Here is a 24,800-nt window from a genome sequence, read left to right on the forward strand (position 1 = left end):
TAAATGGACATTCTCAACAAATGGAGTTTCAATAATGGGAAGATACGGAATACCATGTATAGGATTTGGACCAGGAAAAGAAGAAGAAGCACATGCTCCAAATGAAAAAACATGGAAAGAAGATTTAGTAAGATGTGCAGCAGTTTATGCAGCAATGCCAACAATATACTGTAGAGACAATAAATAAAATTTATATAAAAATATATAGTGAATTTTAAAAATAGTTAGATAAAAATAAAAATTTCTTTAGAGAAGGGAGGGACTTATTTCTAAATAGTTCGCCTTTAAAATAAAGGTTTTAGAAATAAGGGTGCTATGAGCGGTTTAATAAAATTTGGAACTATCATAAATATTATAGGAGGTATATTAGTTATATATTCATTTTTCCCACAAATTTATACTCTTTTAAAAACTAAAAGTGCAGGGAATAATAGTATACAATATTGGGTAATTATGACATTTGGAATAACATGTATATGTGTAAATCAATTTATATGTCAAGTCCCAAAGGTACAATTAATAACTCAGAGTGTAAACGTTATATTCGCTGTATTTAGTACTATATTGATTGTTTATTTTAGTGTAAAAGAGAAAAAAGAGAAAAGTAAAAGATAAATTACGTGGATAGGAGATTTTATATATGACTGATTTACAATTTATAGGAAATGTTGCACAATTATTAGGAAGTTTAACTTTAATATATTCATTTTTACCACAAATATATAAATTAATAAAGTTAAAAAATGCTGATGGTATAAACCTTCAATATTGGACAATACTAACTGTTGGAGTAGCTTGCATAGCTGTAAACTTAACAATAAGTAATGTAAATATATTTATTCAATTTACTCAATGGTTTAATGTTGTACTAGCATTTATAGTATTATTTTTATCAAATAAATATCAAAAAGAAGCAAAACTAAAAAAAAATTTAGAGGTTAAAAAAGAAGTAGAAGAAAAATTAAAATTACAATTATAAAATTTAATAAAGCTTTGTATTTATAAATTAATTAAGATATATAAAGCCCATTAAAAATTTAATATTTTAAACTTAGATAAATATTGAAATTAACAAGTTGCTTGCAAAGTGTAGACATAATAAAGAAAAAACCACATTTATTTTAAAATTTAAAGAAATAAAATATTAATAAACATAATAAAATATTATGAGGTGGAGGAATTAGAATATGAATAGTACACTTGTTGAATGGGTTGGTTATATAGCATCAGCTATGATAGTTGTGTCATTAATTATGACATCTATAGTAAAGCTTAGAATAATCAACACTATTGGTTGCATATTATTTGTTATATACGGGGTTATAGTTGGAGCTTATCCTGTTTCAGTTGCAAATGGGCTTATAGTAATAATTAATTTATATAATTTATATAAATTACAAAAAAATAAACCTTTAGATGAAGGTCAATTAGTTTAATTATATTTAAATTATTTCAAGTAGTATCTAAGGTTTAGAAAGTAAATACAAAGATGAATCATTATCCCCTTAATTAAGTTAAGGGGAGGGTGATTTATATTAAATGTATAATTAATTTTATCCATTAAGTGTAAATGAGTATTTTGAATATAAAAAAAGCTAAGTATTTTAGTTAGAGAAGGGATTGTAGAAAAATGGGTAAAGCTTATGATTTAATAGGTAAAAGTATAAATAGAGTTGATGCAGTAGCTAAAGTTACAGGAAAAGCTAAGTATTGTTCAGATTATTTTGAAAGAGATGCTCTTGTTGGAATGGTTTTAAGAAGTCCTTATGCACATGCAAGAGTTAAAGATATAGATACTACAGAAGCTGAGAAATTAGATGGTGTTGAGGCAGTATTAACTTATAAAAACGTACCAAACACTAAATTTCCAACAGCAGGACATCCATATTCTCTAGATCCAAGTCATAGGGATATAGAAGATTATCAATTGCTTGCAGATAAAGCACGTTTTGTAGGAGATGCTATTGCAGCTGTAATTGCAATAGATGAGCTTACAGCAAAAAAAGCTTTAAAATTAATAAAAGTAGACTATGATGTATTACCTTTTGTAATAGATCAAGAAGAAGCTATAAAGCCTGGTGCTCCAGTTATTCATGATGAAAGACCAAATAATATAGTTAGTGATTTTGGAATAACAGTTGGAGATCCAGATGAAGTATTTAAAAATGCAGATAAAATATATGGTGGACAATATGAAACTCAAATTGTTCAACATTGCCAAATGGAAACACATAATGCAATAGCAAAACTTGATGAAAAAGGAAGAATGTTAGTTATTTCTTCAACTCAAATACCACATATTGCAAGAAGAATAGTTGCAAAGGCTTGCAATTTACCTATTGGTAAGGTAAGAGTAATAAAGCCATATGTAGGTGGAGGTTTTGGAGGAAAACAGGATGTTATAATTGAACCTTTAACAGCAGCAATGTCATTAGCTGTAGGAGGAAGACCTGTAAGATTTCAGTTAAGTAGAGAAGAAGCAATAGTTGCAACTAGAACAAGACATTCAATGAGAGTTAATATAAAGATGGCTCTTTCAAAGGATAATAAAATTGAAGGTTATGATATAGAGAATTTTGTAAACAATGGGGCATATGCATCTCATGGTCACTCTATTGCAATGAGTGCGGGAAGCAAAATAAGACCTCTTTATAATATAAAAGCTGAAAAATATCGTCCAAAGACAATATATACAAATTTACCAGTAGCAGGTGCTATGAGAGCTTATGGTATACCACAAATGTGTTTTGTTATTGAATCACTTGTAGATGATGTATGTAATAATTTAAATTTAGATCCAGTTGAGTTTAGATTAAATAATTTCATAAAAGAAGGACATGTAGATCCAGATAATGGTCTTGTTGTACGTACATTTGGATTACCTGAATGTGTTAGAAGAGGTAGAGAATTAATTGATTGGGACAGAAAGAGAAAATTATATAAAAATCAAGAAGGTAATATAAGACGAGGAGTTGGAATGGCAGTATTTAGCTATTTCTCAGGTACATGGCCAGTAGCACTTGAAGCTGCAGGCACAAGAATAGTAATGAATCAAGATGGTTCAGTTCAAGTTCAAGTTGGAGCTACAGAAATAGGACAAGGTAGTGATACAGTATTTAGCCAAATGGTTGCAGAAACTATAGGAATACCATTTGATATGGTAACTTTAGTTTCAGAACAAGATACAGATGTTACTCCTTTTGATACAGGTTCATATGCATCAAGACAATCATTTATTGCTGGTCAAGCTATTAAAAAGGCTGCATCAGAAGTTAAGAGAAAAGCTTTAGAAATTGCAAGTAATAAGTGTGGATTGGATGCAAGTCTTTTAGATATAGCTGATGCAAAAATAATAGAAAAAGGAACAAAGAGAGAATTATATCCATTAGAGGATATAGCACTTGAAGCATACTATAACAAAGTAAAATATGCACCTATAACAAGTGATTTAACTGTAAAGGTTCAAAATAATGCTATTGCTTATGGAGCAACATTTGTAGAAGTTGAAGTTGATATAAGAACTGGAAAAATAAAAATTATAGATTTATATAATTTACATGATTCAGGAAAAATTTTAAATAAAAAATTAGCAGAAGGACAAGTTCATGGTGGAGTAAGTATGTCTCTAGGATTTGCTTTATCTGAAAAATTTATAATAGATAAGAAAACTGGAGCAGTAATAAATAATAACTTATTACATTATAAATTACCAACAATAATGGATACTCCAGAAATAAAATGTGAATTTGTTGATACTTATGATCCAACATCAAGTTATGGACAAAAATCATTGGGAGAAAATACAACAATTTCTCCAGCAGCTGCAATTCGTAATGCAGTATTAAATGCAACTGGTGTAGCATTTAATAAACTACCAATGGATTCACAATCAGTATTTGAAAAATTTAAAGAAGTTGGACTTATATAGGAGGCGAAAGAGTATGTATGATATAAATGAAATAATAGAACCCAAAACATTAGAAGAGGCATTAAATTTATTAGATGAAAAAGATAATTTAACAGTAATAGCTGGAGGAACAGATGTACTTGTAAAGCTTCACGAAGAAAGATTCAAATCTTTAAATTTAATTAGTATAAGAGATATTGAAGGATTAAATGAGATAAAAATTCTTGAAGATGAATCTATTGAAGTTGGTGCTATGGCAACTTTCTCAGAAATATTTAGAAGTGAGATAATAAATAAGCACATTCCAATTTTAGCAGAAGCAGCTGTATCAATGGGTGGCCCACAAATTAGAAATATGGCTACAATTGGAGGAAATGTATGTAACGGAGCTGTATCTGGTGATAGTGCACCAAGTCTTTTTGCATTAAATAGTAAGGTTAAACTTAAATCTAAATCAGGTGAAAGAATACTTAATATAGAAGACTTTTATAAAGGACCTGGAATGACTAATATAAATAAAGATGAAATATTAATTAGCATAATTATAGAAAAGAAAGATTATGAAAATAAATATGGAAATTATATTAAGTTTGCTAGTAGAAATGCTATGGATATAGCATTAATGGGAGTTGCAGCTCTTGTAGAAGTTAAAGATGGAAAATTTGTAGATGTTAGAGTAGCTTTAGGGGTATCAGGACCTGTACCAATAAGATGTGAAATAGCTGAATGTGAAGCAAAAGGTATGGAAGTTAATGATGAAAATATGAAGTTACTTGGAGATTTAGCTTTAAAATCATCAAGAGCTATAGATTTTTGGAATGCATCTAAAGAATATAAAGAACATTTAATAGATGAATTAACATATAGAGCTATAAAAGAATCAGTAGAAAGAGCAGCGAGAGGATAGGTGAATAATCATGGGTTTAAAAAGAAAGATATCATTTACAGTAAATGAAAGAAAATATGAATTAGAAATAGACGTTAGAGAATCTTTATCAGAAGTATTAAGAAGTAGACTACATTTAACAGGAGTTAAACAAGGATGTCTAGTTGGAGAATGTGGTGCATGTACTGTTTTAGTAAATGGTGTTCCAACAGATTCATGTATTTACTTAGCCGCTTGGGCTGATGGAAAAACAATAAAAACAGTTGAAGGGCTTGAAAAAAATGGTAAGCTTTCTGATGTTCAAGAAGCTTTTATTGAAGAAGGTGCAGTTCAATGTGGTTTTTGTACACCAGGTTTAGTATTAACAACAACAGCTTTGGTAGAAAGTGGAAAAGACTATACAGATGAAGAAATAAGAAGAGAAATATCAGGACATTTATGTAGATGTACTGGATATAATAAAATATTTAATGCAACTAAAAAAGCTATTTTAAGAAGAAAAAGACTAGAAAAGTAAAATTTAAATTTATTTGATGGAGGGATTTGTTTGTTCAATATAAAAGAGTATGTAAGACCAAACTCATTAGATGAAGCTTATGAAATATTAGGCAAAAATAAAACAAACACTATTCTAGGAGGCCTTTTATGGCTTAAAATGGAAAAGAAAAACATAAATACAGCTATAGACTTATCAAAATTAAATTTAAATAAGATAGAAGAAAAAGATGATGAATTTCATATAGGAGCTATGGTTACTCTTAGAGATTTAGAGTTAAATAAAGCTTTAAATGATGAATTTCAAAATCTTTTTAAAGAATCTGTTAAACATATTGTTGGAGTTCAATTTAGAAATTTAGCAACAGTTGGAGGAAGTATATATTCAAGGTTTGGTTTCTCAGATGTTTTAGCTGCTTTTTTAACATTAGATAGTTATGTAGTTTTGCATAAAAGAGGAACTATTTCATTAGAGGAATTTTCTAAACTTCCTTATGAAAAGGATATAATAGAAAAAATAATAGTTAAAAAAAATAAAAGTAAAAATATATATTTTACTCAGAGACTTTCAGAAACTGATTTACCAATTTTAGTAGTTTCATTAAGTAAAATAGGTGAAGATTGGAAAATTGTAGTTGGTGGTAGACCAAACAGAGCAGAAATAGCTAAAGAAGCATCAAAAATATTATCAAGTAATCCAAATGAAGAAGAAATAAAAGAAGCTTGTGATAAAGCAGTTTCAGAGTTAGTATTTGGAAGTAATATGAGAGGATCTAAAGAATATAGAGAAATTTTAGCTAAAGTATTTATAAAAAGAGGTATACAAAAATTAGGTGGAGGTAATTATATATGATTACTAAAATTTGGATCAATAATAGACTTTACACTGAGGATATAGAAGCTGATAAATTGCTTATAGATTTTATTAGAGAAAAAGGATATTTAAGTGTAAAAAGAGGGTGTAATACTTCAAATTGTGGATTATGCACTGTTTGGGCTGATGAAAAGCCAATATTATCATGTTCAACATTAGCTGTTCAAATGGATGGAAAACATATACTTACACTAGAAGGATTAGATAGTGAAGTACGTGAATTTGCAAAGTTTATGGCAGCTGAAGGAGCAGAACAATGTGGGTTTTGTAGCCCAGGATTTATTATGAATGTGTTAGCTATGAAAAAAGAATTAGTAAATCCTACAGAAGAAGAAATAAAAGAATATTTATCTGGAAATCTTTGTAGATGCACAGGATATATGGGACAACTTAGAGCTATTAAAAAGTATTTAAATAGCAAGGAGGCAAAGTAAATGAAGATAGTAAATAAAAGCTATGCAAAAGTAGATTCTATGTCATTACTTACTGGAAAGCCTGTTTATACTGAGGATTTAGCACCTAGTAATCCTTTAATAGTTAAAGTGCTAAGGAGTCCACATGCACATGCAGAAATTTTAGAAATAAAAAAAGATATTGCATTAAAGGTTCCAGGTATAGAATGTATATTAACTTATGAAGATGTACCTAATAAAAGATTCCAAATTGCCGGACAGTCATATCCAGAGCCAGCTCCATATGATAGATTAATTTTAGAAAATAGAGTTAGGCATGTTGGAGATGCTGTTGCTATAGTTGCTGGAATTGATGAAAAATCAGTTGATAAAGCAATGAAACTAATTAAAGTAAAATATAAAAAATTAAAAGCTATATTTGATCCAATAGAAGCTATAGATAACGATATAGTAATACATGATGAGGAAGATTATTTTGTCCATTTTGATTTTGGAACAGATCAAAAAAGAAATATATGTGCATCAGGTAATATGAAAAAAGGTAACACTGAAGAAGTAATGAAAAACTGTGATATAGTTTTGGAAGAAACATATAACACAAAAGCCAATGCACAAGCAATGATGGAAACAATGAGAGCTTTTACTCATTATGATTGTTATGGAAGATTAGTAGTTGTTAGTTCAACACAAATCCCTTTTCACTTAAGAAGAATATTAGCTAGAGCATTAGATATATCAAAATCACAAATAAGAGTAATTAAACCTCGTATTGGAGGAGGCTTTGGAGCTAAACAAACATTATGTTGTGAAATATATCCTGCTATAGTTACATTAAAAACAGGAAAGCCTGCAATGATAATTTACGATAGGCAAGAAACATTTACTGCAACATCAAGCAGACATGCAATGCAATTAAAAGTTAAATTAGGAGCAAATAAAGATGGAACTATAAAGGCTCTTGATATTTCAGTTATTTCAAATACTGGAGCTTATGGTGAGCAAGGACCAACGGTTGTGGAATTAGTTGGAGTTAAACCTTTAACAGTATACAATAGGGTTGAAGCATATAATTTTGACTATAAGGTTGTATATACAAATACAATGGCAGCTGGAGCATTTAGAGGATATGGTGCAACTCAAGGATTTTTTGCGGTTGAGTCTATAATAAATGAGTTAGCAGCAAAGCTTAATATGGATCCTACTATAATAAGAGAAATAAATATGGTTAGGGAAGGCGAATATCTTCCAGCATATCATGGAGAAACTCTTAATAGTTGTGCTCTTGATAGATGTTTAAAAAGGGCTAAGGAAATATTTAAATGGGATGAAAAATATCCAAGTAAAGATATTGGAAATAATAAAGTAAGATCTGTAGGTGTAGCAATAACTATGCAAGGTTCTGGTATAGAAAATATAGATAAAGCATCTGTTGAAATAAAATTGGGAGATGGAGGTTTTTATCAATTAATGCTTGCATCATCTGATATGGGAACAGGTTCTGATACTATATTTACTCAAATGGCAGCAGAGTGTCTTGATTGCCCTGTAGAAAATGTTACTGTAAGTGGTGTTGATACAGATATGTCACCATATGATGTTGGTTCTTATGCATCAAGTACAACATATGTAACAGGAATGGCTGTAGTTAAGACTTGTGAAGAAATGAGAAAAAGAATTTGCATTGAAGGTGCTAAAGAGTTAAACCTTACACAAGAAGAGGTTGAATTTGATGGAAAAACAATAAGAGCACTAGATGGAAGTAAAAAAATTTCTTTAGAAGAACTTTCAGAAAGATTGCTTGTTGGAGATGGACAGTGTATAGTTGCTTCAGTATCACATTCAAGTCCAGTTTCACCACCTCCTTTTATGGTTGGATTAGCTGAAGTTGAAATTGATAAAGAAACAGGAAAAACTTCTGTAGTTGATTATGTTTCTGTAGTTGATTGTGGAACAGTAATAAATCCAGCTCTTGCAAGAATTCAAGCAGAAGGTGGAATAGTACAAGGTATTGGTATGGCTTTACTTGAAGATATAAATTATGATAAAAATGGTAGAATGGTTAATGATACTTTTATGCAATATAAGTTACCAACTAGGTTAGATATTGGTAGTGTAAGAGTTGAATTTGAAAGTAGTTATGAACCAACAGGACCGTTTGGAGCTAAGTCAATAGGTGAGATTGTTATTAATACACCAGCTCCAGCAATAGCAAATGCTATATATAATGGAATGGGAGTTAATATAAGAGATTTACCGATGACTGCTGAAAAAATACTAATGAAAAAATTAAAGAAAGATGCATAAATTATTAGATGTATTTTTTTACAATTAATATTATAAGTATAATTATTAGTATGTAGATAATTTAATGATTAATTAATAAAAAGAAGGTATAAGTATGGAAAAAGATAAGATAATGGATTTATGTGTTGAAAGTTGTATGGATGGAATGAAACATCATGAAGGAGGACCTTTTGGTGCTGCAATAGTTAAAGATGGAAGAGTTATAGCAGTAGCACATAATACCGTAATTAAAGATAATGATCCAACTGCTCATGGTGAAGTAAACGCTATAAGAGTGGCTTGCAAAGAACTTAATACTTTTGATTTAAGTGGATGTGAATTATATACAACATCAGAGCCTTGCCCTATGTGTATGTCAGCTATTATTTGGGCTAATATATCAAAAGTATATTATGGATGTACTGTTCAAGATGCTAGAGATATTGGCTTTAGAGATGAACATATACTAAAGTTTTTAAAGGAAGGCTGCAGTGATAAGAAAATAATAGATTTAGAAGCTTTAGATAAAAGTAAATGTTTAGAAGCTTTTGAATATTGGACAAAGGATAATTTAAAAACAGATTATTAAAATAATATTTAAAAATAAAGCCCTATAAAATAGAACTTAAAGTTTTATTTTATAGGGTATTTTTATTAAAAATTTTGTATTAATTATTATTTAGTTTATAATGAAATAATAAGAATTAAATATTAAATTAGTATGTTAAATAGTGTATAGAATAACTTTTTAATATAGATTGAAAGGAATTTATATGAGTAAAATATTAGTTTTGGCAGAAAAACCTTCAGTAGGAAGAGAACTTGGAAGGGTTTTAAAGTGTAATAAAAAAGGAAATGGATATTTAGAAGGAGAAAAGTACATAGTAACATGGGCATTAGGACATTTAGTAACTTTAGATGCACCAGAAGGATATAATCCAGCTTGGAAGGCATGGACTATGGAAACACTACCAATGCTTCCAAAGCATATGAAGCTTACAGTTATTAAAGGTAGTGGAAAGCAATATAAAATTGTAAAAGAACAGATGTATAGAAAAGATGTAGTGGAAATTGTAATAGCAACAGATGCAGGTCGTGAAGGAGAGCTTGTTGCAAGATGGATAATTGAAAAAGCTAATGTTAAAAAGCCTCTTAAAAGACTTTGGATATCATCTCAAACAGATAAAGCAATAAAAGACGGATTTAAAAATTTAAAAGATGGAAGAGCTTATGACAATCTTTTCCATGCGGCAGAATGTAGAGCAGAAGCTGACTGGCTTGTTGGACTTAATGTAACAAGAGCTTTAACTTGTAAGCATAATGCACAGCTTTCAGCAGGTAGAGTACAATCACCAACTTTGGCTATGATAGTTCAAAGAGAAGAAGAAATTAAAAATTTTAAACCAAAAGAATATTATACAATAGATGTAAAAACAGATAAGTGTAATTTTACTTGGGTAAATAAAGATAATAATTCAAGAATATTTAATGTAGATTTTAAAGATAAAGTTTTATCAAAAATAAAAAATGGTGAAGTCAAAATAGTTGATATTAAGGAAGCTAATAAAAAGACTTATTCACCAAAACTTTATGATTTAACAGAACTTCAAAGAGATTGTAATAAAATTTATGGATATTCAGCAAAACAAACATTAAATATAATGCAAAGACTTTATGAAAATCATAAGTTATTAACTTATCCAAGAACAGATTCAAGATATATATCAGAAGATATTGTATCTACAATTCCAGATAGACTTAAAGGAATAGCCTTTGGAGAATATAGAACTATAGCATCAGAACTTTTAAAGAATAAAATAAAAGCAAATAAAAGTTTTGTAGATAATAATAAAGTATCAGATCACCACGCTATAATTCCAACAGAAGAAAAGAGTAATTTAGCAAATTTAAGCTCAGATGAAAGACATGTATATGATTTAGTAGTTAAAAGATTTTTATCAGTTTTATTACCTCCATTTGAATATATTCAAACAACACTTGAAGGTGATGTAAATGGAGAAAAGGTTATTGCAAAAGGAAAAGTAATTAAATCAAAAGGTTGGAAAAAAGTATTTGATAGAGAAGATGAGGATGATAAAGAGGATATAAAAGAACAAGAACTTCCAAAAATAAATAAAGGTGATAGCTTAAAAGTTTCAGATGTTAAAGTGAAACTTTCAGAAACTAAGCCACCAGCAAGATTTAATGAAGGAACTCTTTTATCTGCAATGGAAAATCCTCAAAAATATATACAAGTAGATAAAGCTTCTTCTAAAACTTTAGGTGAAACAGGTGGACTTGGAACTGTTGCAACTAGAGCTGATATAATTGAAAAATTATTTAATTCATTTGTTATAGAGAAAAAAGGAAAAGAAATTTATCCAACATCAAAAGGAAAACAACTTATAGATCTTGTACCAAATGAACTTAAGTCACCACTTCTTACAGCAAAATGGGAGGCTTCATTAGATAGAATTTCAAAAGGAAAAGAAGATCCTAAAAATTTTGCAAAAGAAATGAGAAATTATTCAATAGCTCTTGTTGAAGCAGTAAAACAAGAAAATTCAAAATTCCACCATGATAATTTAACAGGTAAAAAGTGTCCAGAGTGTGGAAAATATATGCTTGAAGTTAAAGGAAAGCAAGGAAAGATGTATGTATGCCAAGATAGGGAATGTGGGCATAGAGAAAATATAGCAAGACTTACAAATGCAAGATGTCCTGAGTGTAAAAAAAGATTAGAACTTAGAGGTTCTGGTGAAGGAAAAATATATGTTTGCCCAGGAGAAAACTGTAACTTTAGAGAAAAAGAATCAGTATTTAAGAAAAGATTTAATAAAAATGATAAAGTAAATAAACGAGAAGTAAATAAAATAATGAAGAAGATGAAAAAGGAAGCTGAAGAGGATATAAATAATCCATTTGCAGCACTTTTAAAAGACTTTAAATAAATTTTAAAAGGTGGGATTTAAATCTCACCTTAAAGTTTATTTAAGGTGGGTTGTAAGCTATACTTTGGATTAATATTTTGGTAGAAAGTAGGTAATTAAATTGGGTAAAAAAGAAAAAAGAACAGAGAAACAAAATGCTTTATTAGCAAGAGTTTATGATTTAATTTTAAATACACAAACTCTTGATGATGAACGTTCTAAATTGATTGAATTTAAAAATGCAGTTGAAATGGGAAAAGACTTTGAGAAACAAGAAATGAAATTAGCAGAAGATTTACGACAATTAGCAGTTCGTAAAGTAAATGATAAGGAAACACTTAGTTTAGAAGTTGGTAAGCTTTATATGGATATTTCTACTACTGGATTATTTGACAGAAATTTTGGCATTGGTTTGGCTTCAATTGGATTTTTAGGTAAATAAAGAAATTATTTTGTATATTACTTTAATTATTTCTTTAATTCATATTAATTTTTAAGTGAATTTTTATAAAAGATTAAATGTATTATGTATTAATGATAAAGTATATTTATTAATATACTAAAATGGTAGTATTTAAAATTAATTTAATATATATATTGTTACTAAATTTAAAATAAATTATTGAATTATAAATAAATTGCTATTTATAATTGCTAGATAATATATAAATTTGGAGTGATAAAGTATGCAAAAAATTTTAAAGAAGGAATACTTCTTAAAAACTATAATATTTATTCTTGGTGTTATAGTTTTTCTTTCCTATTGGTTCTTTCTTGGAACTGTAAATGCATTTGTTGGAGTTGCAGTAGTTAAAGGCGCTTTAACTTTATTAAATAAAGACTTAACTGCTAATCCAATAAAAAATTCATTAATATTTTTATTAGCATTTTTATATATAGGTGTGTTTTCATATATTGCTACACTTAATATCTTTTTAGGGTTATTTATAAACTTTTTTGCATTATTTTTTATTACATATAATTTTGTTTCAGACTTAACAATATCAATTTGGATTCCTTTTGTTCTTGGATACTTATATCTTTTAGTTAAACCTGTTTCTTATGGATATGAACTTAAGGAAAGATTAATTGCATTAGCAATTGGTTCACTGTTTATAATAATTAGTCAATTAATTTTAAATAAAAATAAGTCAAAAAATAAAATAAAATCAGACTTTATTTTGCTATTAGATAATATTTTAAATAAAATAAGTGATTTAAAAAATAAAAAAGGTATAGATAATAAAAATTCTAAAATAACAACATACTTAGATAATATAGTAGCTACTATTTATAATAGACGAGCTTCATTTTTCTATATTGATGATAATGATAGTATTCTCCTTAATTTATCAGTTTGTTTAGAAAGATTAAATAATTCAATAAATAGAGTTAAGCTAAATAATTGTATTAAAGAAGATGAGATTTTAATTGATTTATCAAACTTGATTAATAAAATGAAAGGTTATATTAAAAATGATAATTATGATGCATCATTTATTTTAGATATTGAAGATTTTTTAAATAAGTATTCAAAAGATTTAAATAACAATTATTCATTTTATGATATAATGCAAAATATTGAGATGCTTAAATTTTCTCTTACAAATTTAATTAATTCGAACAAAAAAAGAAAGTTTAAAATAAAAAATATATTTTCAGCTATTAATAAGTTTAAAGTAAAAAACATAGTTAAATATAATTTTAAAAAATCAATTAAATTTACATATGCCTTTAGATTATCTTTTTTATTATCAGTATCTTATTTTATTGTTGAACTTCTTAAAATACCAGAAGGAAAGTGGATTACATTTACTATATTTACAGTAGTACAACCTTATATAGAAGATAGTCAAAAAAGATTTACTAAAAGATTTAAAGGAACTATTATCGGAATAATAATATTTAGTTTAATAAATATATTTGTTGGAAGTTTTTATTTGGAGATATTTATATTTGCTATATTATATTATATATATTCTTTAAGTTCAGATTTTACTGTAAAAACTATATGTACAACTACAGTTGGACTTGGGGTATTTTCAATTATAACTGATGCACCTGCAAGTGGAGATTTTTATAGATTTATATTTATGGTTGTAGGGATTTTTATAGGTTATATAGGAAGCAAATATATATTTCCATATAGCTTAAGAGATTCTATAGATAGATTAAGTAAAGAATATTATAACATTAGCTTAAATATAGTATATGAAGGTAGCAGAAAAGAAATAAATGCTAAATTAACAACTTATATAGATGAACAAGTTTTGCTTTCTAAATTATTTGAAAGTAAGATAATAGTTAATAATAGTACATATAAGTTAAAATGCGTTAATGAATTTATATATAATCAGAGATTTTTAAATAATGATATATATTATTTATATTTTTATGTTTTTAAAAATAAAATACAAAGCAATATTTTAAAGGAATTTAAATTAGGGGTAAATGGAGCATATCATTTTAAAGATGGAGATCCAATTATAGACTTAGATAAAGTTAAAATTTTAAAAGACTCTATAAAAAATAAATTTAATGGTATATCTGATGAAAAAGATAAGTTAGTCTTTATTACAATATATAGAATATTATATAGACTAGAGAAATCTAACAAGTTAATTAGTGAAATAGATAATACAATAATTAAATAACTAAATGAAAAAGTCTAAATTAATTTAGGCTTTTTTATTTTATATAGTAAATTTAGCTGCTTCATTATGTCTATTGACTTATATGAAAGGTATGATTTATATTATATATAGATAACTGTCTATATAGAGGTGTTTTATGAAACCTGATTATGAAGCAAATTCAAAAATAATAAAGGCAATAGCAGATAGCAATAGATTAAAAATAATTGATATATTATCATGTGGTGAAAAATGTGCATGTGATATATTAGAATATTTCGATTTTACTCAACCAACATTATCACATCATATGAAAGTACTTATGGAGTGTGGGCTTGTAAAATGTAGAAAAGAAGGTCTTTGGAGTTATTATTCTTTAAATTTCACAAATACAAATAAACTAATATTATTTTTAATGAATTTAACTACAGATACAGATAAATGTATTTGTAAAGAGAAAAATAGCAATAAGTGTTTAAATATAAAGGAGAATAGGTAATATGAGCAAATTAAAAGTTGCATTTATATGTGTACATAATTCATGTAGATCACAAATGGCAGAGGCACTTGGAAATCTTTTTTTTAGTGATCTTTTTGAAAGTTATTCAGCAGGAACTGAAACAAAACCAGAAATAAATGGAGATGCAGTTAGGATTATGAAGGAACTTTATGGGGTTGATATGAATAAAACTCATAAATCGAAATTATTAAAAGATATACCAGAAGAGGTTGATGTAGTTATAAAGATGGGATGTAATGTAGTATGTCCATATTTACCAGCAAAGCATATTGAAGATTGGGGTCTTGAAGACCCAACAGGAAAATCAGATGAAGAGTTTATAAGGACAGCGAAAATAATAGAAAATAAAGTTAAAGGTTTAGCAAAAAGAATTAAAAATAGAGAATTATAAAAATAATATTTATATAGTAAAAAGTTTTGAGGTTTAATCACAGCTTCAAGACTTTTTGTTTTATAAAAATATGTATAAATAATTACAATTTATAAAAATTTATACATTAATATATGATAAAATATTAATAGAAATGGGGCGATTTTTTTGAATAATATTATTAAAGAAAGATTAGAAAAATTTAGAGAAATAATGAAGGAAAAAGGAATTAATTATTATATAATTCCAAGTTCAGATTCTCATGGAAGTGAATATGTAAGTGAACATTTCAAAGGAAGAGAATTTATGTCAGGATTTACAGGTTCTGCAGGAACTTTACTTATTTCTTTAGATAAAGCAATACTTTGGACTGATGGTAGATATTTCATTCAAGCAGAAAAAGAACTTAAAGGTTCTGATATAAACTTATTTAAGATGAGGGTAGAAGGATATCCAACTTTAAATGAATGGATTAAAGAAAATATTAAAAAAGATGAAGTTTTGGCTTTTGATGGTAAGGTATTTTCAGTAAATGACTATAAAGCTTTTAAAGAAATTGAAAAGAGTAATGAATTTAAAATAAAAATAGATGAAGATTTACTACAATATGTTTGGAATGATAGACCTGAGCTTCCAATGGAAAAAGTATTTATTCATGACATAAAGTATGCAGGAAAAAGCAGAATAGAAAAATTAAAAGAAATAAGAGAAAAAATGAATTTTTTAAATGTAAATAGTTATATATTAACTTCATTAGATGATATTGCCTGGCTTTATAATATTAGAGGAAATGATATTTCATATAATCCTGTAGTTTTAAGCTATTCAATAATTAAAGAAGATAAAGCATTTATATATATTGATGGGAAAAAGATTTCAAATGATGTTAAAAGAGAGTTAGAAGAAGATAATATATTTATTAAAGGTTATGAAAAAATAATTGAAGATACTAAATTATTAGATGGAAATATATTTATTGATCCTAAAAAAGTTAACTCACTTATATATGAAAATATAAATTTAAATTGTAAAATTATCGAAGAATTAAATATAACAACTTCATTAAAGGCTATAAAAAATAAAATTGAATTAGAAAATTTAAATAGATGCCAAATAAGAGATGGAATAGCTATGGTTAGATTTAGAATGTGGCTAGAAAATAATGTTGGTAAAGAAAAAATTACAGAAATATCAGCATCAGATAAGTTAAAAGAGTTTAGAAGTTATGGAAATTTATATAAAGGAATAAGTTTTAATACAATTGCAGGATACAAAGAGCATGCTGCTATGATGCATTATAGTGCATCAAAAACAAGTGATTATGAACTTAAGAAAGAGGGACTTTTCCTAGTAGATTCAGGTGGTCAATATTTAGATGGAACTACTGATATTACAAGAACTTTTGTACTTGGAAATATTTCAGAAGAAGAGAAAAATGATTTTACGTTAGTTTTAAAGGGACATATAAATTTAATAACTACAAAGTTTTTAGATGGAACAACAGGTTCAAATATTGATATAAAGGCTAGAGAACCTTTATGGGATAAAGGAATAGATTATAAATGTGGTACAGGACATGGAGTAGGATTTTTCTTAAATGTTCATGAAGGTCCTCAAAGTATAAGTCCAATTCAAAATAATGTAGTATTAAAACCTGGTATGATTATAACTAATGAACCAGGAATATATAAAGAGGGTAAACATGGTATAAGAACAGAAAATACTATGCTTGTTGTAGAAGATAAAGAAACAGAATTTGGAAAATTTTATAAGTTTGATATTATATCTTTTTGTCCAATAGATATAAAAGGTATAAATAAAGAACTTTTAAATAAAAAAGAAATAGAATGGATAAATAATTATCATGAAATAGTTAGAGAAAAATTATCAAAATACTTAAATGGGGATGAACTTAATTTTTTAAAGGAAATAACAGAAAAAATATAAATTTTAAATAGTTATATATGAGGGATTTTATGGTAGATGATAAGTTTAAATTATTAATTGAGAATAGTAAAATTTTGGATGAAGTTAAAAATACATTTGGAATGAATATTTTTAAAAAATGCAATGCACTTAATATTACAATGAAAAATAAAGTTGCTAATGCAAATAAGATTAATAGTGCAATAGATTTAATAAAAGGGAAAACATTTTTATTTTCTAATTTTAGAGGAAATAATTTATTAACTACAGCTGTACTTATAGCAAATGAAGAAAATATGGAAGAAAGTTTAAATAACATTATTGAAATATATGAAGGTCTTAAAAATTTGTTTTTTAATAATCAGTATTTAGTCTTGGCGGCACAAATAATATTTTCAGCAAGATATAGAGTAAATATTTATGATGCTATAAAAAATACTAGAGTAGCTTATGATTATATGAAAAAGAATCATAGATTTTTAACAGGTCAGGAAGATATATGTTCAGCAGCAATAATTGGGACTACATCTAAAGATTTTGAAGTAACATTTTTAGAAATTGAAGAGTGCTATAATTTACTTAGAAATAGTGGATTTTGTATGGGAAATAATCTTCAATCTTTAACTAATATGTTATCACTTATTAATTTAACTTCTGAAGAAAAAGTTAAAAAAGTAAATAGTTTATATAATGCTTTGGAAAATAATAATGTTCCATTAAAGGGATATGCCCTTCCTCTTCTAGGGATAGCGCCCTTTATAACTAATGATTATAGTGATTTTGCAAAAGAAGTAAGTGAAGTTGTTATAAGCTTAAGAAAAGAAAGAGGATTTGGAATATTTTCTTTAAATAGTTATATTAGAAATATGATAGCGGTTGGAATAGTTATATCAAGTTACTTAGATGATTTAAGTTATGATATTAAAGAAAATATAAGTAATATAACAAACAACACATCATTAACTATTGTTATAGCAATGGAAATTGCAGCATCTACTGCAGCAGCTGGAGCTGCAGCGGCAGCTGCCTCAGCAAATAATTAAAAGTATTAATTTAAAAGATATAGAGTTTATTTAGTAAAACTTTATATCTTTTTTATTTTTAATTGCTTATATAAGAGCTAGAGTTCTTTAGATATAATAATAACTAATTTAATTTAAAAAGACTTATTTAAATTTTAAGAATAAGTCTTTTAATTATAGAAATAGAAAATTTTAAAAGAAAAGTGATAGTCTTTAACATTAATTAATATTAAAGATTATCCCTTTTATAAAATTTATACAATATGTAAAGATTTGTTTCTATAATATATTGGGGTTATTGTAGTAAATTTTTTAAACATAGTACTATAATAACTTTGATTTATATATCCAACCATTAAAGCAATATCTAATATAGATAAATCCGTATTTGAAAGAAGTTCTTTACTCTTTTTAATCCTAAAGTAATTTAAATAATTAGTAAAAGTATAATTAGTTTCTTTTTTAAATATATTACAAAAATAACTTTTATTTATATTAAATTCATTACAAATTGAATCTATTGTTATTTGATTTTGATAATTTTTTTTATGTAATTTAAAGCTCTTTTTACATATGGAGAATATATTTTGGGCGTAGTAACATTAGTTTTTTTCTTTAAATAAAAAGAAATTAACAATAAAATATTCTTATAGAAAATTTTAAAGATAAATAACTATAACTAAAAAAGATATAGGATTAATTCAGTAACTTCCTATATCTTTTTTTATATATTATTTTAAATTCATTACATTTAAACCAGAAATATTATCCAAATATCTAGGAACTTCTCCATCTAATTCAGTTAAAACAAGTTCACAAACAGCAGTAACTTCTCCTTCAACAAAGTGACCACCGTAAGTTATACAATCTTCTCCACTAAAATTTATATGAAGATGAAGATAAGGTTCATTATCTTTAGTTGTTAAATTTCCAAGTAAACTTGTTATTTCATATTTTCCATCAAATAAAGTTTCATTATATACTTTTGTTTTTAAATTAAAGTATCCTATTCTTATATTTGTTGCTGCACCTATAGCAGAAATTGAACCAAGTTTTATGCTATTGTCTTTACAAAAGCTTTTAATAGAACTTACTATGTTTTCACCTTTATCTATTCTTAAAATCCAAGTATTATTTATTTTTTTAAAATCCATTTTTAATACCTCCAAAATTTAAATATAACTTATTTTAATTATACACCTTAAAATCAATGTAAATCCAAATGATAAATTATAATTGAAAGTTTTTATGAAATTATTTTAGTGTATTTTTATAACTTATTTAAAATACTCGTAAATGAAAACAAAGAAACCATATAAATAAATTGTATTGTATGATAATATAAAATGAGATAAGATTAAAATTTAATAGAAAATTATTAATAAAATTTATAAATAATAGCTTTGGAGGATTATATGGCTATAAATAAAAAAATAAACGACAGATTCCATTACAATAATGCTAAAAAAACAAATAAAAACTTTATGTATAATGATTTAAGAAGAGCTAATTGTTATAACAGTGAATTTTCAGGTTCAAACTTTAATTTTGCAAGTTTTAGAGGAGCACATTTTAAATCATGTGATTTCTTTGGATGTACTTTTAAATGGGCTGAATTTATAGGTAGTAACTTAAAAAAAAGTAAATTTAAAAAGGCTGAATTTAAAAATGTAGTATTTGAAGGTGTTAACTTAGAAGGTGTTGATTTTGATGGTGCTAAGTTTAAAAATGTTATATTTTTAAATACTGATATAAGTAAAGCAGTAAATTTAAAATTTAAAGATGAAGATATTAAAATATTAGATAAATTTCCGAATATAGAAATTAGCGATAATTTAAAAGCATCATTAGATAAAGCTATGGACAATGAGTATATTAAGAGATCAAGAGTATTAGATACAAAAGAAGGTAAATTAAATACTATAAGTATAATGAGATTAAAGGAAAACTTTAATGAGAAATCATTAGTTCAAGGACTTAAAATTGCATCAGAGAGAATAGATAGAGATTTTTGTACATTAAGTTATTTAATTAAAGCTATAGAGAGATATAGAGAAGAGGGACTTCTTTAGTATAGTAAATAATTTATATAATAAAAGACCAGTAGTATAATTTTAAACTACTGGTTTTTTATTATATTTTATTTATCCATTCTATTACATTAGGAGTTAAAGAAGCAACTGAATCTTTGTTAACTTTTGTAACAAAAATTAAATCTTCAGCTTCAACTGTATTTTTTAATTTATTTAATATTTCATCAGCAGATAATTCGCTTTTAAGAAGAAAACTAGTAGGCATAAAATGTGCCCATGAACCTAATGTTTTTATATTAGCTGTTATTTCATAATCATCACTATAGTGTTGAGGGTATTGATTACCACATCCACAAGAACTTGCTTCTTCTTTTAAATAATAAGTAATTGCAAAAATTTACATAATATATACCTCTTTTAAATTTAATTTATATTTACATAATAATATAAAAATAATAAAATTCAATTTATTATAGATGAAATATGTATTTTATTTATAAGGGTTATTAAAATTTTATAGATTTTAAAATCATTTACTTCGTGTAAATATTATATATGATATAATGTTATATAATAATTGGTAGTGTATATTGGAGGAATAATATGATAAATCCAAAGAGAGAATGGATAGAATTTAAATCAGAAGAAGAAAAAATTGAAAAGTTAAAAGAATTAAAAATAATATCTTCAAAAGCCAAGGATATTAAAGAATTATATTATAAAGGTGCATATAGTGAAGATTCAGTACTTTGTGATGTAGTTGGATATGTAGATGAGAATGAGATAATTTTAAAAATTGGTGAGAAATTACATAGTATACATCCTGAATATTTTTTAGATATGCAAAAGAAAGAAAGATTTATAATAGTTGATATAGAGACTCCTATGAGCTTTAATAAAGAAGATGGAATAAGAGAAATAGCGGCTGTTGTAGTTGAAGATTATAGAGTTATAGATACTCTACATTTAAAGAAGATTATAGATGAAGAAGAATATAAAAAAGGTTATGGATGTGGATTAGAGGCTATAGAGGAAAATGAAGAGTTTAAAGATAAATTTAAAGCTTTAGTTAAAAAATACAAATGCCCATTATTAGCTCATAATGCAAGTTTTGATAGAAAGTTTTTAAAACATTGGGGCTTTGTTGATGATAAGCAAAAATTTTATTGTAGTTTAAATACCATAAGAGCAATGGTTAAGCTTGATAGTTATAAACTTGTTGATTTATTAAACTATTATGGAATTAAGGATGGACAAGAACATAATGCAATTCAAGATGTTCTTGATTTATTAGAGGTTTTAAAAAGATTGAAACCAGAGAAATGGCAAACTATAGATAGTCGTGTTAAATATAGTTTAGATAAAAATAGTGAAAAAAAGATAGAAAATAAAGCATTAAATGATTTAGATAAAAAATCAAAGCCTAAGTTTGTAAGAAAGAGTAAAGAAGAAAAAGAAGCGGAAAAATTAAGGCTTGAAAAGGCAAAAGAAAACATAATAGAAAACTTATTTGAAGGTAAAAAAATAGTTTTTACAGGGGACACTAAAAAAGATAGAATTGAACTTCAAGAACTTGCAATAATGTACGGCGCAGGAGTTACACAAAGTATAAGTGGAAAAACTTATATGGTAGTTGTTGGAGATAATCCAGGTGTTAGTAAAATATCAAAAGCTAAAGAGCTTGGAATTAAAATAATAAGTGAAGATGAATTTTTAAATAGTGTAAATTTAGATTCAGTTCAAATGAAACTTTTTTAATATAATAATATAATTATTTAAATAAAACTTTGCTAAATTAAAGTTAAATTAGTGCTTTAATTTAGTGAAGTTTTTATTTTTAATAAATTTTAGTTAAATATAATTTTGATAATTAATTTATAAATAGAAAAATAAATTTTGAAAAATTATTTAATATTATGAAATAAAAGAAAAATTTGGGTATTGAAATGTATAATTAATAATAAGTAAAAATGTATTATAGGGGGAATTTATGATGAAGAAAAGACAATTAATAATAACAATAATAATTGCTATTATTATATTAATAGTTGGAGGAACTACATTTTTCATTTATCAAGGTGAATCAAAAAATAAAGGAATAGAAAAAGCAAAGCAACTTATTGAACAAAGACAATATGACAAAGCTTTGGCTTCTTTTGAACTTGTATTAGATGAAGATTCAGGGAATATAGAGGCAATAGAAGGAAAAGATATGCTAGATAAATATATTGAAGCTGAGAAAAATGTAAAAGATTGTGATTTTAAAAAGGCAGAAGAAGAAATAAAAGAACTTCCAAGTAGTTATACAAATTATTCTTTTTTTAAAAGTGATGTTGATAAATTGAAAGAAAAAATTGAAGAAGGTTTAAAAGCAAATACAAGTACTGTTAATGACATAAATAAATTAAGAACTTTAATTGATAATAAAAAATATGACGAGGCAAAAAAATTAGTTAATAAATTAAATAATGAAAAATTAACAGAAGAGCAAAAAAATACTGTTAAAGATTTAAATGCAAGATTAAGTGCAGAAATTAAAATTTCAAGTCAATCAAATGAAGCAAATAATGATAGCAATTCAAATAAATCACAGAGTAATAGTACAGCTTTAAGTAAAGAAAAATATTTAGGGGAACTTAATAATATTCAAAGGAAAGCAGATAATGTTTATGTAGGTGATACAGATCCAGAAATGAGAGAAGCAATAGGATATATATATACTTTATGGGATAATGAGTTGAATAGAATATATCAAGATTTAAAAAACAATTTACCTAAGGACCAGTTTAAAAAATTAGAAAAAGAAGAGGTTCAATGGATAAAAGAGAAAAAACGTATAGCACAAAAAGAGGCTGATCAATATAAAGGTGGAACATTAGCACCACTTACATATACTAGTACAGAAGCCGAAGAAACAAAAAAGAGATGCTATGAATTAGTTAATAATTATATGAAATAAAGTTATATTTATTTAAAACAGGTAGTTTTTTAATTAACTACCTGTTTAATTATTTATTTTTATAAATAATTATTTGTTATATATAAATTAAAATAAAAAAATATAAAAAATTTTCAAAAAACACTTGTAAACGATTTAAAAATGTATTATTATGTACTTAACCGATTCAGTGAAACGGTAAAGTAAAGAAAGGATGGGGAATATGAATAAGATTTGCGTAATTGGAAGCATAAATATGGACTTAGTTATAAAAGTTAAGAACATGCCAAAGGAAGGAGAAACCATACTTTCAAAATCCTTTGAAAAGATAGCTGGAGGAAAAGGAGCTAATCAAGGGGTTGCTGCAAAAAGATGTGGCAATATAGTTACAATGATAAGTAAAATTGGACAAGACGACAATGGTAATATACTAAAGGGTCTTTTAGATAAAGAAGGAATTAATACAGAATATATATTTGTTGATGAAAAAGAGCCAACAGGAATGGCTATGATAACAGTAAATGATAATGGAAACAATTCAATTGTTGTTATATCAGGTTCAAACATGACATTAAATAATGATGAAATAAAAAAATGTGAAGGTGCAATAGGAGAAAGTGATATAGTAATATCTCAATTTGAAACTCCAGAAGATATAACAATTGAAGGATTCAAAATGGCTAAAGAAAATAATAAAATAACTATTTTAAATCCAGCACCAGCAAAAGAAATAAAATATGAATTATTAAAATATACAGATATAATAATTCCAAACGAAACAGAGGCAGAACTTTTAACAGGGATAGAAGTTAATAATTTAGAAACAGCAAAACTTGCAGCTTCAGAATTTTTCAAAAAGGGAGTTAAGTTTGTAATTATAACTTTAGGTTCAAGAGGAGCAGCTGTTATAAGTAAAGAAAATGCTGAAATAGTTAAAGCTTTTAAAGTAAATGCTATAGATACAACAGCAGCAGGAGACAGTTTTATTGGAGGATTAAGTACTAAGTTAAATGTAAATGAATTAACTTTTAAAAATCTTTTAAAAGCAGTTAAATTTGGAAATAAAGTTTCATCAATAACAGTACAAAGAAAAGGAGCACAACCTTCAATAGCAAGTATAGAAGAGGTAATTGAAGTTTATGGAGAGGAAGATTAATATATGAGAAAAACAAAATTATTAAATAGCCAAATAAGTTCAGTAATTTCAGAAATGGGACACACAGATTCTTTGGCAATAGGAGATTGTGGATTACCTATACCAAAAGATGTAAAGAGAATAGATCTTGCAATAATTAAGAATCTACCAACATTTATGGATACATTAAAAGCAGTTTTATTAGAGCTACAAATAGAAGAAGTAATACTTGCAACAGAGACAGAAAAAGTAAGCAATGATCTTTATGAAGAAATAAAGAAAGAAATTGGTGATGTAAAAATAACATTCGTAAGTCATGAAGAATTAAAAGAAAACTTAAAGGAATGCAAAGCTGTAATAAGAACAGGTGAGCAAACTCCTTATGCAAATATTATATTAAAGTCAGGAGTTGTATTTTAAGAGGAGGCGTTTAGA

Annotated in this window: 26 protein-coding genes; 23 read left to right on the forward strand and 3 right to left on the reverse strand. The window is 26.2% G+C overall.

The annotated features are described in order from the left end of the window. The 18 genes from O212_RS15985 to O212_RS0107330 all read left to right on the forward strand — a co-directional run. The coding region (locus O212_RS15985) for a M20/M25/M40 family metallo-hydrolase (protein WP_029699386.1) at positions 1-187 on the forward strand (187 nt) is incomplete at its 5' end. 128 nt (positions 188-315) lie between these two features. Further along, positions 316-615 (forward strand): hypothetical protein, encoded by a 300-nt coding sequence (locus O212_RS0107250; RefSeq protein WP_024614455.1) that lies wholly within the window; start codon positions 316-318, stop codon positions 613-615. Positions 616-640: 25 nt separating this feature from the next. Next, entirely contained in the window at positions 641-979 is a 339-nt protein-coding gene (locus O212_RS0107255) for a PQ-loop domain-containing transporter (protein ID WP_024614456.1), read from the forward strand. 208 nt (positions 980-1,187) lie between these two features. Beyond that, entirely contained in the window at positions 1,188-1,436 is a 249-nt protein-coding gene (locus tag O212_RS0107260; protein WP_024614457.1) for a YgjV family protein, read from the forward strand. Positions 1,437-1,630: 194 nt separating this feature from the next. Further along, a complete protein-coding gene (xdhA, locus tag O212_RS0107265; RefSeq protein ID WP_024614458.1) occupies positions 1,631-3,928 on the forward strand; it encodes a xanthine dehydrogenase molybdenum-binding subunit XdhA in 2,298 nt (765 codons plus the stop codon). Between the two features lie 13 nt (positions 3,929-3,941). Beyond that, the gene (gene xdhB, locus O212_RS0107270) at positions 3,942-4,814 is read left to right on the forward strand and encodes a xanthine dehydrogenase FAD-binding subunit XdhB (RefSeq protein WP_024614459.1); all 873 of its coding nucleotides are present in this window, start codon (positions 3,942-3,944) and stop codon (positions 4,812-4,814) included. 10 nt (positions 4,815-4,824) lie between these two features. Continuing rightward, positions 4,825-5,310 carry a xanthine dehydrogenase subunit XdhC gene (gene xdhC, locus O212_RS0107275; protein WP_024614460.1) on the forward strand — a complete coding sequence of 162 codons (486 nt, stop codon included), beginning with the start codon at positions 4,825-4,827 and terminating at the stop codon, positions 5,308-5,310. Positions 5,311-5,340: 30 nt separating this feature from the next. After that, positions 5,341-6,141: an FAD binding domain-containing protein gene (locus tag O212_RS0107280; RefSeq protein ID WP_024614461.1), complete on the forward strand. Its 801-nt coding sequence runs from the start codon at positions 5,341-5,343 to the stop codon at positions 6,139-6,141. Continuing rightward, entirely contained in the window at positions 6,138-6,596 is a 459-nt protein-coding gene (locus O212_RS0107285) for a 2Fe-2S iron-sulfur cluster-binding protein (protein ID WP_024614462.1), read from the forward strand. The genes O212_RS0107280 and O212_RS0107285 overlap by 4 nt, the downstream gene beginning before the upstream one ends. Continuing rightward, positions 6,597-8,879, forward strand: a complete 2,283-nt coding sequence (locus O212_RS0107290) for a molybdopterin cofactor-binding domain-containing protein (RefSeq protein WP_024614463.1) — start codon at positions 6,597-6,599, stop codon at positions 8,877-8,879. Between the two features lie 94 nt (positions 8,880-8,973). Further along, the gene (locus O212_RS0107295; RefSeq protein WP_024614464.1) at positions 8,974-9,447 is read left to right on the forward strand and encodes a nucleoside deaminase; all 474 of its coding nucleotides are present in this window, start codon (positions 8,974-8,976) and stop codon (positions 9,445-9,447) included. A gap of 184 nt (positions 9,448-9,631) precedes the next feature. Beyond that, a complete protein-coding gene (locus O212_RS0107300) occupies positions 9,632-11,809 on the forward strand; it encodes a DNA topoisomerase III (protein ID WP_024614465.1) in 2,178 nt (725 codons plus the stop codon). 100 nt (positions 11,810-11,909) lie between these two features. Then, positions 11,910-12,230, forward strand: a complete 321-nt coding sequence (locus tag O212_RS0107305) for a bacteriocin immunity protein (protein WP_024614466.1) — start codon at positions 11,910-11,912, stop codon at positions 12,228-12,230. Between the two features lie 244 nt (positions 12,231-12,474). Next, positions 12,475-14,442, forward strand: a complete 1,968-nt coding sequence (locus O212_RS0107310; RefSeq protein WP_024614467.1) for an FUSC family protein — start codon at positions 12,475-12,477, stop codon at positions 14,440-14,442. Between the two features lie 136 nt (positions 14,443-14,578). Further along, positions 14,579-14,920, forward strand: coding sequence for a metalloregulator ArsR/SmtB family transcription factor (locus O212_RS0107315; protein ID WP_024614468.1), 342 nt, complete (start codon positions 14,579-14,581; stop codon positions 14,918-14,920). Position 14,921: 1 nt separating this feature from the next. Beyond that, a complete protein-coding gene (locus O212_RS0107320) occupies positions 14,922-15,332 on the forward strand; it encodes an arsenate reductase ArsC (protein ID WP_024614469.1) in 411 nt (136 codons plus the stop codon). Between the two features lie 147 nt (positions 15,333-15,479). Continuing rightward, positions 15,480-17,258: an aminopeptidase P family protein gene (locus O212_RS0107325; protein WP_035279298.1), complete on the forward strand. Its 1,779-nt coding sequence runs from the start codon at positions 15,480-15,482 to the stop codon at positions 17,256-17,258. A gap of 29 nt (positions 17,259-17,287) precedes the next feature. After that, positions 17,288-18,280 carry a DUF4003 family protein gene (locus O212_RS0107330; protein WP_024614471.1) on the forward strand — a complete coding sequence of 331 codons (993 nt, stop codon included), beginning with the start codon at positions 17,288-17,290 and terminating at the stop codon, positions 18,278-18,280. A gap of 233 nt (positions 18,281-18,513) precedes the next feature. On the opposite strand, the gene O212_RS16915 is transcribed toward O212_RS0107330, so the two are convergent. Both O212_RS16915 and O212_RS0107335 read right to left on the reverse strand, forming a co-directional pair. Further along, positions 18,514-18,843, reverse strand: coding sequence for a helix-turn-helix transcriptional regulator (locus O212_RS16915; RefSeq protein WP_347452294.1), 330 nt, complete (start codon positions 18,841-18,843; stop codon positions 18,514-18,516). Positions 18,844-18,990: 147 nt separating this feature from the next. Further along, positions 18,991-19,413, reverse strand: a complete 423-nt coding sequence (locus O212_RS0107335; RefSeq protein WP_024614472.1) for a PPC domain-containing DNA-binding protein — start codon at positions 19,411-19,413, stop codon at positions 18,991-18,993. A gap of 261 nt (positions 19,414-19,674) precedes the next feature. On the opposite strand from O212_RS0107335, the gene O212_RS0107340 reads away from it, so the two are divergent. Then, positions 19,675-20,331: a pentapeptide repeat-containing protein gene (locus O212_RS0107340; protein ID WP_024614473.1), complete on the forward strand. Its 657-nt coding sequence runs from the start codon at positions 19,675-19,677 to the stop codon at positions 20,329-20,331. 61 nt (positions 20,332-20,392) lie between these two features. Here O212_RS0107340 and O212_RS16920 read toward each other — a convergent pair whose 3' ends face one another. Beyond that, positions 20,393-20,557: a hypothetical protein gene (locus O212_RS16920; protein WP_242829564.1), complete on the reverse strand. Its 165-nt coding sequence runs from the start codon at positions 20,555-20,557 to the stop codon at positions 20,393-20,395. A gap of 338 nt (positions 20,558-20,895) precedes the next feature. On the opposite strand from O212_RS16920, the gene O212_RS16890 reads away from it, so the two are divergent. The 4 genes from O212_RS16890 (at position 20,896) to rbsD (ending at position 24,785) form a co-directional block, all read left to right on the forward strand. Next, positions 20,896-22,050 (forward strand): 3'-5' exonuclease, encoded by a 1,155-nt coding sequence (locus tag O212_RS16890; RefSeq protein ID WP_024614474.1) that lies wholly within the window; start codon positions 20,896-20,898, stop codon positions 22,048-22,050. A gap of 232 nt (positions 22,051-22,282) precedes the next feature. Next, positions 22,283-23,251, forward strand: a complete 969-nt coding sequence (locus O212_RS16205; RefSeq protein ID WP_081705817.1) for a lysozyme inhibitor LprI family protein — start codon at positions 22,283-22,285, stop codon at positions 23,249-23,251. A 202-nt stretch (positions 23,252-23,453) separates the two neighbouring features. Further along, the gene (gene rbsK, locus O212_RS0107360) at positions 23,454-24,386 is read left to right on the forward strand and encodes a ribokinase (protein WP_024614476.1); all 933 of its coding nucleotides are present in this window, start codon (positions 23,454-23,456) and stop codon (positions 24,384-24,386) included. A 3-nt stretch (positions 24,387-24,389) separates the two neighbouring features. Beyond that, positions 24,390-24,785 carry a D-ribose pyranase gene (rbsD, locus tag O212_RS0107365; RefSeq protein ID WP_024614477.1) on the forward strand — a complete coding sequence of 132 codons (396 nt, stop codon included), beginning with the start codon at positions 24,390-24,392 and terminating at the stop codon, positions 24,783-24,785. The last annotated feature ends 15 nt before the right edge of the window (positions 24,786-24,800 follow it).

This window comes from Clostridium sp. Ade.TY, from assembly GCF_000498355.1.
Taxonomy (GTDB): domain Bacteria; phylum Bacillota; class Clostridia; order Clostridiales; family Clostridiaceae; genus Clostridium.

Coding starts and splice junctions, on each gene's coding strand:
- O212_RS0107250 (WP_024614455.1), top strand. CDS start 316: ATGAGCGGTTTAATAAAATTTGGAACTATCATAAATATTATAGGAGGT.
- xdhB (WP_024614459.1), top strand. CDS start 3,942: ATGTATGATATAAATGAAATAATAGAACCCAAAACATTAGAAGAGGCA.
- O212_RS0107290 (WP_024614463.1), top strand. CDS start 6,597: ATGAAGATAGTAAATAAAAGCTATGCAAAAGTAGATTCTATGTCATTA.
- rbsK (WP_024614476.1), top strand. CDS start 23,454: ATGAATAAGATTTGCGTAATTGGAAGCATAAATATGGACTTAGTTATA.
- rbsD (WP_024614477.1), top strand. CDS start 24,390: ATGAGAAAAACAAAATTATTAAATAGCCAAATAAGTTCAGTAATTTCA.
- O212_RS0107295 (WP_024614464.1), top strand. CDS start 8,974: ATGGAAAAAGATAAGATAATGGATTTATGTGTTGAAAGTTGTATGGAT.
- O212_RS0107320 (WP_024614469.1), top strand. CDS start 14,922: ATGAGCAAATTAAAAGTTGCATTTATATGTGTACATAATTCATGTAGA.
- xdhA (WP_024614458.1), top strand. CDS start 1,631: ATGGGTAAAGCTTATGATTTAATAGGTAAAAGTATAAATAGAGTTGAT.
- O212_RS0107335 (WP_024614472.1), bottom strand. CDS start 19,413: ATGGATTTTAAAAAAATAAATAATACTTGGATTTTAAGAATAGATAAA.
- O212_RS0107300 (WP_024614465.1), top strand. CDS start 9,632: ATGAGTAAAATATTAGTTTTGGCAGAAAAACCTTCAGTAGGAAGAGAA.
- O212_RS0107315 (WP_024614468.1), top strand. CDS start 14,579: ATGAAACCTGATTATGAAGCAAATTCAAAAATAATAAAGGCAATAGCA.
- O212_RS16890 (WP_024614474.1), top strand. CDS start 20,896: ATGATAAATCCAAAGAGAGAATGGATAGAATTTAAATCAGAAGAAGAA.
- O212_RS0107310 (WP_024614467.1), top strand. CDS start 12,475: ATGCAAAAAATTTTAAAGAAGGAATACTTCTTAAAAACTATAATATTT.
- xdhC (WP_024614460.1), top strand. CDS start 4,825: ATGGGTTTAAAAAGAAAGATATCATTTACAGTAAATGAAAGAAAATAT.
- O212_RS16205 (WP_081705817.1), top strand. CDS start 22,283: ATGATGAAGAAAAGACAATTAATAATAACAATAATAATTGCTATTATT.
- O212_RS0107340 (WP_024614473.1), top strand. CDS start 19,675: ATGGCTATAAATAAAAAAATAAACGACAGATTCCATTACAATAATGCT.
- O212_RS0107255 (WP_024614456.1), top strand. CDS start 641: ATGACTGATTTACAATTTATAGGAAATGTTGCACAATTATTAGGAAGT.
- O212_RS0107285 (WP_024614462.1), top strand. CDS start 6,138: ATGATTACTAAAATTTGGATCAATAATAGACTTTACACTGAGGATATA.
- O212_RS16920 (WP_242829564.1), bottom strand. CDS start 20,557: ATGCCTACTAGTTTTCTTCTTAAAAGCGAATTATCTGCTGATGAAATA.
- O212_RS0107330 (WP_024614471.1), top strand. CDS start 17,288: ATGGTAGATGATAAGTTTAAATTATTAATTGAGAATAGTAAAATTTTG.
- O212_RS0107260 (WP_024614457.1), top strand. CDS start 1,188: ATGAATAGTACACTTGTTGAATGGGTTGGTTATATAGCATCAGCTATG.